Raw genomic sequence first — 15,326 nt, forward strand, 5'->3', positions numbered from 1 at the left:
TCCTTGACCACCCCACCCTCCTAACCACTCCAACCTCTCCACCTCCCTCTGGACTCCTTGACCACCCTACCCTCCTAACCGCTCCAGCCTCCCCGCCTTCCCCAACCTCTCCGAGCTCCTAACCACCCCACCCACCTAACCACTCCAGCCTCATCGCCTTCCCCAACCTCTCCAAGCTCCTAACCACTCCATCCCCTCTGTTTTTTTTTGACCACCCTACACTCCCGATTTCCCCGTCCTCCTCGACCTCTCTACCTCTCTGTAGCCTCGTGCATCCGTCCTGCCATCCTATACCTACAAGGGCGCTCTCAAAGGCGCTCTCCTTATCCACCTTCACTCTCTAAGGAGGAAATCACTTTCACAGCTTCTTAGGGCTAATACCCTCCGTCCTCTCTTAGATTCCCGACCTAGCAACGGCAATAGGGGTGAGAACTAAGGTGAGGCGAGGGGCAACGCTAGTAAGAGGGGTAGGAGGAGCGGTAGCCCCCGCTCCTAGCTCGCGCTGTACCGCACATCTCGGGGGGGCTAGTGGACGTACTGAGGTGGCAGGATAGGATATAAAAAGTTTGCCTCCATCACCTATTATTCTAAGGTGACGGGGGCAAACATACCGTATCCTCGCTAGAGGACATTATAGGTCTATGATAGAGCTCTCGGAAGGGTATTCCCAGCTCACTCCTATTAAGATTATCGAACGGAGGTCTTCACACCCGCATCATAGAGACTTAGATGAGTGACATAATGTGAGGTATGCACCTAATGCCTAAGAGACCTTGCGAAGCGAGGTAGCAATGGTATACACCTCGCACTTCGGAGACTTCATACGAAGGAACAGCTTTTCATCATCGCAGGAACTCTCCCCCAGGGCTAAGCAGCTCTTTGGGCGGGGTACTATCGGAGGAGGCAGGGGGCTGATGGGGAGGGAGTCCCCCCCTCGTCAGCCCCCACACCCAGCGATAGAGCGATCGGAGTCCCGATAGGACTCAGTAGGCCTGCAGGTATCTGGCCGAGCCCATACCTAAGGAGACCGCTATCGAAGACCCTACAGGCGACGTGTCTGATCTATGCGTAGCTGTATCTGACGGATGAGCTCACGTCTACGATCCAGCAGGGTATACCCAGAGCCACCTCGCTGGAGGAGCGTACGGACGTTACCCGAGTTCTGGAGCTTGAGCTTGTAGGCCTGGATCTCTATGCTGGGCTTACCCTCCGTGACGGCTTGGTGGACGATGTAGGCATACTGCTTAGTCGCATTGTAGAAGGCGATATACCCCCCATCAAAGGTACGGATATAGCTATAGCCCCCCTTGGTGAGTAGGGTAAGGAACTCCTTGGTGAGGTAAGAGCGACCGAGGGCATCCATCCAAAAGGCCTTAGAGAGGTCGGTGAAGATTGACTGCACACTGGAGACTTCGCCGACGTAGGGATCATCCTGAGGCTTGTTGTCATCCTTGGCCACGTAGAAGTAGCCCCGTACGGCCTCTCCCTCTAGGCTCTTGGTCGCTCTGAAGCGGTCGTAGCTCGTATTGGAGAGGACATCATCCAGCGTACCGCCCCAGGTGACCTCTTGGGCTCGTATCTCAGTCTTTGTCTTCCCGTGTATACCTTGGCTACGGAAGCTACCTAGGGGGATACGACCCTCGAGGGGGATCTTGGAAAAGGTCGGGTAGTCCTTGCTCTGGCGGGGGATATAGACCGTCTCTAGTAGGGCTTGCCCCGAGGGATCGTAGGCGACATTGAGGTTCAGCGGGAGGGTCTTGTTCGTATATACATCCTGCTCGGGTGTCGTGAGGGTATTGTCCTTCTCATACCCATTGGCCTTGAGGAAGGCTGCGAAGTTCGCGTTGTCACGTAGGTACTTGTCATCCAGGCAGAGCGTGATGGCGGCTTGGTAGCCTCGACTACGTTCGCTCTCGAACTCATACTCTAGGAGAGGCATCAGCGTGCTCTGCGTCGCATAGCGGAAGAGTACGACCTCCCCACGCTCCCGGGTACGTGTATGCTCACTGAAGCGGCTACGCTCGAAGCGGATCACGTCCTGAAGCGAAGCGGGGAACTTCTGTAGGGGGAGGATGTACTGGATCGATCCGCTCTGTACGACCTCGATCTCACGGACGAGTGTCCCTGTCGAGAGGTTGATCTTCGCCGTACGCTGTGCCTCCCCCTCGTTGGGCTGGGCCGTGATGCTGATACGTCCCTTGATCCGACTATCGACAGTCAGCCAGCTCTCTGGTGTGGGGAGCTCGACCCTGAGCTCCTCGACATTAGCATAGTAGGTCACGACCTCTTGTCCCCCTTCTACGGGGAAGGTCACCCGATTAGCCCCGAGGTCGAGGAGCACCTCGGAGGCACTCTGGCGAAGAGCGACTCGGCGCTGCTCGCCACCAGCATTCACGATCACAGAGCCCTGGCGATCCTGCCCCTGCTGGTTGGCCTTTGCTCGTACCTTGAGGGTATTGCCCTCCTGCGTGAGGACGACCCAGTCGGCCTCCTGAGGTGAGGTGGCCGTCCAGTGACTACGATTGGTCGTGACGGTAAGGGTCTGCTCCGAGCCCCCCTTGTCGAAGGTTAGGCTCGTCGTGGAGAGCTCGAGCGTGACCTCCTCGGGTAGCTCCTGCGTCTTGCAGGCTGCGAGGAGGATGATGAGGAGAGATAGGCTGAGGAGAGATCTGAATAGTTGTCTCATAGTGCGCTACAATTATGTGTACGGGATGATCGGGCAGAGACTCCATCTATCCCGATGAAGCTCTAGCAAACTGCCCTCTAGGAGAAGAGTATAGAGATATGCCCTATCGCAGGGCTCTATGCCTAGTGCGTGGCATACCAAGTGTAGGGGCTATGAGCCGTAAGCTCTCCCCTATGGCCACCGAGCACACTCATAGCGAGGGAAGCAACGCCCCTCACATAAAGCAGTACCCCGAGGCGAGAGAATAGTAAAGGTGGCCACACCGTAGCCTAGGCTATGATGCAGCCACCTAACAAGAAAATGAAAAGAAAACCAGCCTCTAGCTAAAGAGGTGGAGGGGGATGAGCCTAGAGGCTATAGCCAAGCGTCAGCTGGAAGGCTGACTTCCCCCCGCTCACCCGAGGAGTGATGTACGTACCATCGAGAGCAAACTGATGGTAGCGGAGCCCAAGACCGACACTGAAGGCCTTAGCTCCGTTCGTATCTAGGCTATAACCCAGGCGTGCAGCTACGAGCTGGTGATAGAGATACTCACCTCCGAAGTGCATGAGCAGGGAGGAAGCATCATTCGGGAGGAAGAAGTAGTCCGCACCGAGCCCTAAGGACAGATGATGCTCACCCTCTACCCCATAGCCGATCTCACCCCCAGCACCTACAGAGGCAGGTGGATAGATGGAGGGACCATGAGCGCGCTGCTGGAAGCTTGGCCCAAGGTTGCGAAGCTTAGCCCCGACGACGAAGTCGATCCCCGTCTTGGCGATCTCCTCACTGCTCCGATAGAAGGCTCCTAGACCGAAGACAAAGGTCGAGGCACTGCTCCCCTGATCGGTAGAGATATAGCTCCCCGTAGCATAGGCCGAGAGCGTCCCGAAGCGGAGGGCATAGCCGAGGTCTAGGGCATAGTCCTTGAGCGTACGAGCCTGCTTGGCGATAACCCCATTATTGTCTACAGGGTAGTACTTCAGTCCCCCCAGATAGCGGATGCCGCCGAAGAAGGCCTGGTTACCGAGGCGGAGACCAGCCGTGACGTCATAGAGTCCGAGGGAGCCCTCTAGCCCCTCGACCTTACCGAAGAACTGCCCAGCAGCCGAGACTGATAGGAGTCCGTCCTGATAGAGACGTGAGGTGGGGTTAGCGTAGATATGGGCTACATCGCTCTCGCCATAGTGGTTCCCCCCGAGGGCGGAGGTACGAGCGTCAGCCGACAGCTCCAGCAGGGGAAGTGAGCGAGTGGCTGCGACCTTCTTCTGAGCCTGCAGTGTCGTACCACAGAGCAGGGATGCCAGCAGGAGCAGCGAATATGCTTTCTTGTTCATAGGGAGGGAAGATTAGTTTTTGACGAAGGACTTCGTGGTGGTGCCTTGGGCAGACTTCACCTTCAGCGTGTAGGCTCCTGGGGCAAGCTTGCCGACAGAGAGTCTGATCGTACCATCACCCGATACGTTGTGCTTGTTCTCGTAGGCCTTAGCTCCGAGGAGGCTGTAGATCTCTACGGTGACCTGACCGGCTCTAGGATTGACGGCGAGGTTCATCGTCGTCTTCGCAGGGATGGGGTAGGCTGCGTAGAGGACATCGGAGACGTTCGTGACGACACGTACGGGGATCGTGGTGCGGATCGCAGGGCTGAAGCCATCATTGACCTCTACGGTGACCGTCGAGGTACCCGTCTTGAGCCCTTGTATGATGAGCTTGCCTTGGTTGGAGATGCTCACCGAGGCGACAGAGGCATCAGAGCTCGTAGCCTTGTAGGTCAGAGGTACTCCCTCCGTGCTGGTGGAGAAGAGGGCTGGGATCTCGATGGGGAGCTGCTGCGATAGGCCTACGATCTGAGCGGGCTGCTGGCTACTGTTGAAGGTAGGAGCGACGTAGGTGTAGACCTCGAAGGGTACAGTGAGCTCGGACTTAGCACCGAGGATATCGGTAGCCGTGAGCTTGATCTCGTACTTACCGGGCTCGGCGACAGCACGCAGGGTGAACTTCATCTTACCATCCTTGACCTCTTCATAGCTCACCCCTCTGGTCTCTCCACCGACATTGACGGAGAACTTATGTCCATCAGGGTCAGAGATAGCGACTGTGAAGGTTGGCTTCTGGACAGAGGAGACTCGTAGCTTCCCTTCGGCCTCGAGCTTGAGGACAGGAGGGTTATTCTTACGCGTCGTGAACTCAGCGAAGGTGGGGAGGGACTTCTGCTCCCATCTATCGACAGCTACGACACCGATATGGTACTTCGTATTGTCCTTGAGGGCAGCCAGAGGTACAGCTACCTTAGCCCCCTTGGCGTAGCCCAGACCATTGATACGGGCATAGAGTGCATCCTTGACCTTCTCATAGTTAGCCTCTGTCAGAGGGGTCTCGGAGAGGTAGAAGCGGTACTCCAGAGGCTTCCCACCCTGGGCTTCGACACCAGTCCAGGAGACATCAGCCGTCGTAAAGGAGATATTCTCTACCTTGACATCAGTGATTGTCTTGGGCTTGATACCGCTGTTGGATGCAAAGAGCATGGAGGCATCGATATAGCCTCGGCCAAGGCGACCTCTGTAGGAGGGGTTCTCTGCGTCTATATCCTTTTCCTTGAGGGAGCCGAGGAGGCGGATCTCACAGTCCTTGTTGGTGAAGCCCGGCTTCCCGAACTCAGAGACGAGCAGAGCAGCGATACCAGATACGTGGGGGCAGGCCATGGAGGTACCCTGCATGTAGCCGTACTCCTGTGTCTTCATAATCTTCTTGGAGAGTGTGCTGAGCACGCCACCCTTAGAATATCTTTCATCTCCCCCTGGAGCCATGATGTCGACCCAGTCACCGCGGTTGGTATAGGGAGCGGCCTTCCATCCTGGCCCCATCGAGGAGACAGCGATGACAGGTGGGTAGGCTCCAGGGAAGGAGCGGTAGTCCTGACCATCATTACCGGCGGCGAAGATGACTACCCCACCCTTCATCGGGGAGGTGGGGAGTTGGTTCCCCTTATCGTCACAGCCAGCATACTTGATGAAGTAGTCGATAGCGTCCTTGAGGGACTCAGGGATCTCCGTAATCCCAGCGTTGTAGCGGAAGCCCCAGGAGTTCTGAGCGATGACAGCACCGTTATTAGCCGCATAGACGAGGGCTCGCTGGGAGTTCCCGTTCTCACGTTCTACACCGAAGATCTGGCAGCTCATCAGGCGGGCACCCGAGCCTGTGCTACCATTCCCCCCAGCGACACCAGAGACTCCGATACCATTATTGTTCCGAGCAGCTACTGTCCCTGCTACGTGTGTCCCGTGGGAGACATCATCGGGGTAAAGCTTGGGGTGTCCTTTACCGCCATTGTAGGTAGAGATGAAGTTAGCCCCATGGACGTCATCGACGACCCCATTGTTATCGTCGTCCACGCCAGGCTTCCCATTCTTCTCCGCTTCGTTGACATAGAGGTTGTCTACGAGGTCGGGGTGATCGGTGTCAATCCCGCCATCGATGATAGCGACGATAACGTTGGACTTCCCAGCTTGTGTCTCCCAAGCCTTGAAGAGGCCGATATCGGCACCTGCCACTCTATGGTCTCCTGTCCCCGTATTGTTGTAGTGCCACTGGTCTGCCAGCTGCGGGTCATTGAATGGCAACGTCGCATCATGCCTACTAGCAGGGGGCAGGTCTACACCCACGGGCGTTCCCTGTGGATATGCTAGCTGGAGGACAGGCTCGGTGTAGTCGATCTCAGGGACACTCATCAGGGACTGCATAGCAGCCTTCAGGTCCTGCTTCTCGTCGAAGCGGACGACGTACCAGAGGTCGAGCCCTGCCCTACGCATACGTCCTTCGTAGCGGGGGTCGATGGGGAATAGAGGCTCCATCGAGCTGGCGCCTAGTCTCTGTAACGTAGAGGAGAAGAGAGAGGGGAGTGCCTGCATAGCGGTACTACTCCCGGCATCGAAGGCTCGGAGGCCCTCCTTGGCACTGCGATGGACGCGGACGTAGAGTTCCCCGGGGATAGCTCCCGCGGTGGGGAGATTGGAGGGGAGTCGATCAGAGCGCAGATCGGAAGAGCTCTGCTGCTCCTGACCTGTGGGAGGAGCCTGGTCTAGCTCCTTCTGGCAGGCCGTGATCGCCAGTCCAGCCAGGAGCGAGAGGGTCAGTACTGTTCTTTTCATTGTTCTATTCCTTGAATTAAAGGGTGAAGTTATTACCCAATTATTGGGGTTCCTTATCTATATGAGGGTTCTTATCTTCTCTTAGTAGATGCACTCCTTAGCTGTGGAGTGAGGTGCCGGCTGCGAGCCTCGAGACGCTGGAGGAAGGCTTTGCGGCGAGCGATAGAGCTCGTGGCGAGGAGTTCACGGGCTGAGCCCCCTCCATCATTGATCTCGATGAAGTGCGACTGGATGTCTAGGACGAGGTCACCTCGGTACTTGAAGAGGCGTAGGACGTAGGCCTGCGACTTGGCTCTATTGACGAAGACATAGCTAGCATTCTGCGTCTGCCCGTAGTAGGGGAAGCCCTCCCGAGTGAAGAGCTCCTGCACCTCCTGAGTCAGGTGGTAGTGTCCATCGATCTCGTCCAGCCAGTAGGCGAGGTTGATCTTGGAGTAATAGGCCAGGACATCCTCCACGACATAGAGGTAGGGATCATCGAGCTGGGTCGGGGTGATGATATAGAAGTAGGCACGGACGATCTCCTCCTCGAGGGACTTGCTGGGGATGAAGAGGTCATACATCCCTGGCGTATTCTCATCTCGCCGACTACCCTGCTGCGTCTCGTACTTGCGGACGTCCTCCTGCTTCTTGCCCATCTTGTCCAGATTTCGGCTCCCGAGGAAGAGCGTCTGGTGCTGCATCGGCAGGTGGGCAAAGGTCGGGTACTTAGCCCGCTGTACGGGGTCGTAGACGAACTCTAGCTTAGCTCCTCCGGTGAAGAGGGTCACGAGGAGCTGTAGCGGGAGCTTGTCATTGTTGTACACCGTATAGACGTTGTCTGGTGAGCTCGTCCCCTTGACGAAGCCATAGGCCTTGACTGCCTCTTCGAAGTCCGCGTTCCCCTTGATCAGGGACTGGTCGGTGTAGAGGAGGGTCGCCATCGTGAAGCCCGGGCTCGTGATCTCGTTGTACTGGTACTGGACGAAGGGTACCACCCGGCTCTTGGTCAGGAAGCGGTAAGTCGGGTACTGCTCATCCGTCCCCTCCTTGGCGTAGAGGAGCTTGTGCCCCCGCTGCTCTTCGTAGCGAAGGGTGCTGTAGAGATCCTTGGGAAAGTCCAGTAGGGGGAAGATATAGGGGCTATTCCCCTCCTGGACGACGGAGACCTCTTGGGTCTTTGTCCCTAGGGTAAGTGATATGGTCGCTGTGCGCCGAGCCTTCCCGGCATTGGGCTTAGCTGTGAGGGTGAAGCCTGTGTGTGTCTGCCGCTTGAGTGTGAGCCAGTCGGGGGAGCTGGGGAGCTCGATCTGTACAGGCTCCACATTGGTCGTGTAGGTGATCTGTTGCTCTCCTCCCTCTGTGGGGAAGGCGACGAGGGGCGTCGCTATATCGAGGTAGGCTTCGGCGGCTCGCTGCTGGATGGAGACACGTCGCTGTAGTCCTCCAGCATTGATGAGGACTGCGCCCTGACGATCCTGTCCTTGGTCGTTCGCTCGGACGCGTATACGTAGTGTTTGTCCCTCTTGGGTAAGTGCGATCCAGGTATTCTCCTGCGGGGAGAAGGCTGACCAAGTATCCTTGTTGGTCATAATCGTGAGGCTCTGCTCACCTGCCTCCTTGGCGAAGGTCAGGGTCGTAGCGGAGAGCTCTAGGCTGGGCTCCTCTACCTCGGACTGCTGCTTGCAGGAGAGGGGTACTAGGAGCATTAGGGCGAGGAGCGTATGGAGTAATCTATATCTCATCATGTGATATGAAGCACTGTATGAGTGGGTCGGGGGAAGTGGAGCATGTGCCCTACTCGCTCAGAGATGGGGGAGGGAGCTGGGGTGCTCTGGATAATAGCTATATGGCCTATACAGATAGGGGTGCCTCTGGAGTGGATGTCGAGTGCACCATGCCGTCTAGGGGGTGGGGGGAAAGGTGTAGAGAGGATACATATACCCTACCTGATAGCTATGATGCTACGTGTCATTCTCCTGAGGTAGCCTAGGGGCTAACCACTGGAGCGATGGGGGGTATCAACAAGAAAGTATCTACTCTGGAATCGCTGTGTGTCCTACGATCCATCTATGCCTCCCCTATCGTGAGGGAGGGAGAGTGCTGGGGATAAGTAGGGGATGGGGGCGGAGGGGACTTCCTAAGGAGGTAGCTAGTGTATAGCAGTGGAGTCTACTCTGCTGGTGGGAGATGAAGGTGTAATGTCTGTGGCCATGGGCGTACGTTTGAGAGTGAAGGTAAGGACTCCTGAGGCTCATACGATACGTGGTGGGGGGCCGACCCACGGGGACGTAGGTGAATAACAATCACCGTGAACTTCAGAAGCCCGAGAGCATGTCTGGGTTCGTTTGTTCGTTCATAAGTTCTTTATTCATTCCTAAGGGGAGTAGTAACTACCCCTTTCTCCGTTCAAAGGTAGACAATTGTATTTGGAAATACAAAATATCCAGCAAATTTCTTCCTCAGTCCCCGCTCCTCCTACGGCTGACACACAAGACTCCTCGGGGATAACGTACTAGATACTACGGGGATGGATGGGGCTCTGGTAGGCCGTAGCATAGGAGGAAACCCGCACTCATTGGTCTTCTCTACCTAAAGGGGAATTGGGAGGAGCATACGCCCCCCAAGTCTCCCTTCGCCGAGGTGATTATCGGGAGGTATATACCATCCCCAAAACGAACATACCGAGAGCGTCACAACGAACATACCGAGAGCGCATCTGCGCTCCTATAAGGAACGCCCTCATCACCTTACATAGGTGATGAGGGCGTTCTTACCGAGAGCCCTTTTGGGCACTCCCTAGAGAGGGATAACTCGTTTTGGGATAAGCTCCTACTAGGTGTCGAAGCACACCGATCGGAGCGTCACTAGCCCCGACGGCGGAGACGGTAGAGCTGATGGAGCTCGGAGAGCTGGCGGAGCTCATCTCTGAGCGACCTCACCGCACGGCGATGGTCTAGCTGGTAGCGGATAGAGCTCCCCCCAGAGGTGGGGTTCATATAGATTACCATGATCTCCAGCAGGGCCTGCCCATCATTCTCCGCTGGGGATAGGATATAGGCTAGGCGCTTCTCCCTATTGTAGAAGACCTGGGCTCCATCCTTGAGTTGCCCTAGGTATGGGTAGCCAGCCCGGGTCAGCAGCGTGAGGAACTCATGTGTAGGATAGGCCTTACCATCGACCTTGTCCTGCCAGAGCCCGAGGTGGAAGTCATCGTAGAGGGCCACTAGACCACCGACGACATCGATGTAGGGGTCATTCTTCGGGATCTTGTTCTTCTCCGTGGAGACGACATAGAGGTAGGCTCGTGTATTCTCCCCATCGAAGGGGGTCTTGGGCTCGAAGAGGTCGTGGCTATCTGGGGTACCGGGCAGGGGCTCGTTCCCCTCGCCTAGCTCGAAGGCACGGACATCGGCACGCTTCTTCCCAGGGATCCCTAGTGGTCTACTGCCGAGGAAGGGATGCATACGGGTCATCGGCAGGGAGGCAAAGGTCTTGTAGGCCTCTGGCTGACGAGGCATATAGACAAAGTCTAGGCGAGCCCCGCCGGTGAAGAACGTCACGAGGAGATGTATCGGTAGCTCGGCCTTGGTACTCTTGTAGAGCACCTTCTGAGCACCCTTTGCCCCGGGCTCCTTGACGAGGCCATAGGCCTGGAGGCAGGCATCGAAGGCGGCATTGTCCCGCACGAGATGCTCGTCCATATAGAGCATCATCGCATGGTAGTAGCTCGGGCTAGAGCTCGAGAGGAACTCGTACTGTACAAAGGGGATGACCTCACTCCGGGTGATGAAGCGCATGATCGTGGGATTATCCTCGTCACCCGGCTGTGCCTCTAGGACGTAGTGTCCCCTACCCTGCTCATAGCTCATCACACTATAGAGACGAGAGGGGAAGGAGAGCAGTGGGAGGATGAAGGCGGTCTTACCCTCCTGGATGACCTCCAGCTCACGGGACGTCGTACCGAGGGTGAGGATGAGACGGGTGGAGCGGCTGGTCTGCTCTGGATTGGGCTGTGCTACGAGGGTAAAGCTCCCACGGACAGCCTCAGTGACCGAGAGCCAGGAAGAGGCAGGAGCGGGAACCTCCACTCGGAGCTCCTCCGCATTGCTCGTATAGGAGATCGTCTGACGTCCTCCCGCCACGGGGAGGAAGACGCTCGTCTGACCGAGGTTGAGGATAGGGTCGCCCGACTGCTGTCTCACTAGGACCTTGCGCTGCAGTCCCCCAGCATTGACGATGAGCACGGTACTACGTGCCTCAGCCGAGGTATTGGGCTTGACGGCGACGTGTAGGGTCTGCCCCTCCTGTCGGAGGGTCAGCCATTCCCCCTCCTTGGGAGAGGTCGCCAGCCAGCTCTCCGTCCTATTGGTCTGTACGGTGAGGGTTTGCTCCCCAGCCTCTCGGGTGAAGGTGAGGGTACTCGTGGAGAGCTCTAGGGTAGGCTCCTCGACCTCACTATTGCTCTTGCAGGAGGGTAGTAGGAGGAGCAGGGCAAGTAGCCCTAAGAGGTAGTTCGCTATTCGTTTCATAGGCGTGTGGGGAGAGCCTGTGGGGAAGGGGTTCTTCCCCACAGGTGTCTACCATGATGTATCGGTGTATGTTCTTCGTTAGTTATCTGCTAGTGATGGGAAGATAGGATCCGTGTCCGTCTCACCCGAAGCTCGATCTGCTGAGCGAGCCGATGGTAGTGATCTAGTAGTGTCGCCCCGGTGATGGTCTTAGCTCGCTGGCGTGCAGAGCTTCCCATCTGTAGGTCGATCAGGTAGGCCTGTATCTCCACGACGGCCTTGCCCTGGAGCATAGCAGGGCGTATCGCTAAAGCGACCTTGTCCGCTGAGCTGTAGAAGAGGTGGTATCCCCCATCGAGGGTACGCAGGTAGGCATAACCCTTGCTCTGGAGTAGTGCCCGGACCTCATCGGTCAGGTAATACTTCCCAAGAGCATCCTGCCAGAAGGCCAACGTGACATTGGGGTAAATAGCCAGAGCCGTGGAGACCTCACCCACGAAGGGATCATCGGCTGGGATATTCTCATCGGCTACGGTGTAGAAGTAGCCACGGGCGATCTCTCCGTCCAGAGAGGTCCCCCCATCATAGCGGTCGTACTCGCCCTCTCGGGAGAGACCCTTATTATGTACTCCGTGCCATTCCTCGCGCTCCTTGCGCTGTACCTCGGCCTGCTTCCAGCCATGGATACCTCGGTCACGGTCACTGATTGCAGGGATGAGCTTCGTCATCGGGAGCTGCCCAAAGGTCGGATAGGCTCTGTCCTGACGTGGTGAATAGGTCGTCTTGAGTAGGGCTTGCCCCGACTCATCGTAGACGACAGTGAGGTTGATCGGGAGGGTCTTGTTCTTGTAGATCTCCTGGTCCGCGGACTTGCCGGCGACCCGCTCGTAGCCCTGCTCTTGGAGGAAGGCGAGGAAGGTCTCATTCCCCCGTAGGTACTTGCTATCTAGGCAGAGGACGTTAGCGGCACGATAGCCTCGGCTCTGCTCACTCTCATACTCGTACTCGAGGAGGGGCATCAGGCTACTCTGTGTAGCGTAGCGGAAGTAGACAGCATTCGTGGACTCTCGGCTACGAGTGAGTGAGCTCGAGCGGTCCTGCTCATACCGCAGTACCTCCTGGATCGTCGCAGGGAACTTCTGGATCGGGAGGATATACTCCTTGGCAGCCCGCTGAGTGACCTCGACCTCTCGGGTCTGGGCGCCTGCAGTGAGGGTGACCTTGGCACTGCGGGGGAGTGTCCCGTCGTTCGGCTTAGCCTCTAGGGTGAAGACACCCCGAGCCTGGTAGAGGATGGAGAGCCAGTCTGCGGAGGCACTCACCTCTGCCCTAGGGTTGTCGGCATTGGTATCGTAGACGATACGTCCTCGCCCGCCCTCAGCGGGTAGGGTTAGGTGGGTGGTCGTCAGCTCAATGATCGTGGTGGAGGCTGCCTGACGTACGTCTACTCGACGCTGTAGCCCTCCGGCACTCACGAGGATCACGGCCGAGCGCTCCTCGGCTCCGTTATTGGCTTGGGCTGAGACCCTGAGGGTCTGCCCCTCCTGTCGGAGCGTCAGCCAGCCCCCTCGTCCCTCGGTGGGGGAGAAGGCGCTCCAATGCTCCTTGTTGGTCTGTACGGTGAGAGTCTGTTCTGATGCTTCTTGCTTTAGGGTTAGGGTGCTTGTCGAGAGCTCTAGGGTAGGCTCCTCTATATCGCTATTGCTCTTGCAAGCAGACAGAAAGAGGAGGCCGACGAAGAGCCCCATAGCGAGGCTTAGTATCCGTCTCATGGATGAAAATAGTGGATTAGGGTGTGAATGGATATGAACGATACCCCCTCAAGGGAAATCCCTCCGCCCAATAGGTGCTGGACGGAGGGAATTTCGCTATAGGAAGGGGTGTGACTATTTAGCCTTGAGAGCCTTCTCGAGACGCTTGGTGATGCGGTCGAGCTGCTGATTGAGCTCATACTCTTCTCGATCAAGAGCCTTGAAGTAGGCCTTGTAGTCTCCGGCTCCTCGGGGGATGCTCAGTAGCGCACTCGACTTCTTGCCTAGATTGACGATAGCTAGGTGAGCATTTAGGACGAACTTATCATTGTACTTACCAGTACCGACGAAGTAGGCCTTCTTGGCGGTGTCGCTGTAGTAGATATAGAAGTTTCTATTCACACGGAGGAAGGGATACCCATTATCAGCCATGAGCTTTTCGAACTCCCTCGTGGGATAGAACTTCTGGTCTACCTTATCCTGCCAGAAGCCTAGGGTGAACTTCGGATAGAGGGCGAGCACCTCTTCTATGCAGTCGATGTATTCATCACCCTTGGGGATACCGGAGCCCTCTACGACATAGAAGTAGCCACGGACAAACTCCGTCTCGTAGGAGCTAGTGGTGGGCACATCAAAGAAGTCAAGCTCCTTCTTGCTCATCTGTGTATTCAGCGTACTCTTTTCCTCGAGCTTCTGTACATCGGCACGCTTCTTACCGCTATTGACCTTCTCAGTACGGCTACTGAGGACCTCGCCGATCTTGAGCATGGGGAGACCCTTGAAGGTCTCATAGGCATCCTTCTGTACGGGCTTGTAGACGAAGTCAAGCTGAGCACCGTTAGGCTGGATCGTGATGGTCAGGCCTAGGCTGATCTTGTCATTGGTGTAGGGTACCAGCAGCTTGGTCTTCCTATCGCCGGAGGGCGTTCCCTTCACGAAGCCATACTTCTTCAGCTGTTCCTCGAAGGCAGGCTCTTCGACCAGCTTGGGGTCGAGCGAAAGGACGGAGGACTTGGAGAAGTTGGGGCTCGTAGCTGAGGCGAACTCATACTGGATGAGTGGCATCACTTCGCTCTTGGTGACGAAGCGGTAGGTCGTCGTATTGAAGAGCCCATCGGGGACAGAGATGAGGGCACTCCCGCGAGACATCTCGTAGTTGTAGACCTCTCTATAGTTGGCGGGGTACTTATCTAGGAAGGGCAGGATGTAGACAGCCGTACCCTCCTGAGTGACCTTGAGCTCCTTGATCGTCGTCCCGAGGGTCAGGGTAACCTTACCTTCGCGACTTCCCTTAGCGGTATTTTCCTTGGCTGTGACGGCGAAGCTATTCTGGGAGACAGAGCCGACAGAGAGCCAGTCAGCACCTGTAGTGACCTCGACCTTGATCCCCGAGGCATTGCTACCGAAGGAGACGGGTGTCGTGCCTCCCTTAGCTTCGAAGGTTAGCTCGGCCTTGGACAGGTCTAGGACAGCATCTCCGGCGCTCTGGCTCACAGAGACCTGCTTCTGTAGTCCACCAGCATTGACGACGATGGTGGAGCGGCGCTCGTTCCCTCCGGTATTAGCGGTGACCTTTACCCGTAGGCTTGTACCCTGCTGCTCGAGGGCAATCCAGTCACTCTGACCTGCGACGAAGGCATTCCAATTATCCTTGTTGGTCTGCACGTTGAGGGTCTGATCCGAAGCAGCCTTTGTGAAGGTCAGGGAGGCTGTCGATAGATCTAGGGAGGGCTCTTCTATCTCGTTCTTCTTACACGATGAGACGGCAAATAGGAGAGCTAATAATCCGAGCGTATACTTAAATAAGTGTCTCATAATTCTCTTTTCATTTGAATGTAACAGGAGGCTCGGGTAGGACTACCCAAGTCAAGAGAGGAATGTAGATACCACACCCACTAGGCCAAAAGCCCTACTGTGGGGAGTATGAGACGTACGAAGGGATAAGGGTACAAGAGACTATACGGGCTTTGAGCCCAGCTCCTCACCCTCGCGGTGTGGACATATTAGTAGAAGAATGTGGCCGAGTAGGAGGATTTACTTTCGTAAAGTGAATGACAAGACTCCTAGATCTACACTACTGGGCGGCCAACCCAGTCTCATGCAGGGGCTTTACAGCCCTGGGTCTCAATCATCCTTGATCATCTCAGGGAATACTTGATTATCCATTATTATTATGACTTATATCGAGAGGCTTTCCCTCGAATTCTGCCCGAAAGTTATAAAATACTTCCTTACGATGCAAACATTCACGAAAAAACCTCCATCCCTCCCC

General features: G+C 56.3%; 8 protein-coding genes. All 8 read right to left on the reverse strand.

Annotated features, from left to right (window positions below; translation table 11 throughout):
• Positions 1 to 118: 118 nt before the first annotated feature.
• Positions 119 to 337 carry a hypothetical protein gene (locus QZ170_RS08365; protein ID WP_297179839.1) on the reverse strand — a complete coding sequence of 73 codons (219 nt, stop codon included), beginning with the start codon at positions 335 to 337 and terminating at the stop codon, positions 119 to 121.
• Positions 338 to 1,042: 705 nt separating this feature from the next.
• Positions 1,043 to 2,686: a BACON domain-containing protein gene (locus QZ170_RS08370; protein WP_297179841.1), complete on the reverse strand. Its 1,644-nt coding sequence runs from the start codon at positions 2,684 to 2,686 to the stop codon at positions 1,043 to 1,045.
• Positions 2,687 to 3,033: 347 nt separating this feature from the next.
• Complete coding sequence (locus QZ170_RS08375; RefSeq protein ID WP_297179844.1) at positions 3,034 to 4,002, reverse strand: PorV/PorQ family protein; 969 nt, start codon at positions 4,000 to 4,002, stop codon at positions 3,034 to 3,036.
• Between the two features lie 12 nt (positions 4,003 to 4,014).
• The gene (locus QZ170_RS08380; RefSeq protein WP_297179847.1) at positions 4,015 to 6,813 is read right to left on the reverse strand and encodes a S8 family serine peptidase; all 2,799 of its coding nucleotides are present in this window, start codon (positions 6,811 to 6,813) and stop codon (positions 4,015 to 4,017) included.
• 71 nt (positions 6,814 to 6,884) lie between these two features.
• Entirely contained in the window at positions 6,885 to 8,540 is a 1,656-nt protein-coding gene (locus QZ170_RS08385; protein ID WP_297179850.1) for a BACON domain-containing protein, read from the reverse strand.
• A gap of 1,119 nt (positions 8,541 to 9,659) precedes the next feature.
• Entirely contained in the window at positions 9,660 to 11,324 is a 1,665-nt protein-coding gene (locus QZ170_RS08390) for a BACON domain-containing protein (protein ID WP_297179853.1), read from the reverse strand.
• An 89-nt stretch (positions 11,325 to 11,413) separates the two neighbouring features.
• Positions 11,414 to 13,075, reverse strand: coding sequence for a BACON domain-containing protein (locus QZ170_RS08395; RefSeq protein WP_297179855.1), 1,662 nt, complete (start codon positions 13,073 to 13,075; stop codon positions 11,414 to 11,416).
• Positions 13,076 to 13,189: 114 nt separating this feature from the next.
• A complete protein-coding gene (locus QZ170_RS08400; protein ID WP_297179860.1) occupies positions 13,190 to 14,869 on the reverse strand; it encodes a BACON domain-containing protein in 1,680 nt (559 codons plus the stop codon).
• Positions 14,870 to 15,326 lie beyond the last annotated feature (457 nt).

This window comes from uncultured Porphyromonas sp. (assembly GCF_905372525.1).
In the GTDB taxonomy this organism is placed as follows: domain Bacteria; phylum Bacteroidota; class Bacteroidia; order Bacteroidales; family Porphyromonadaceae; genus Porphyromonas.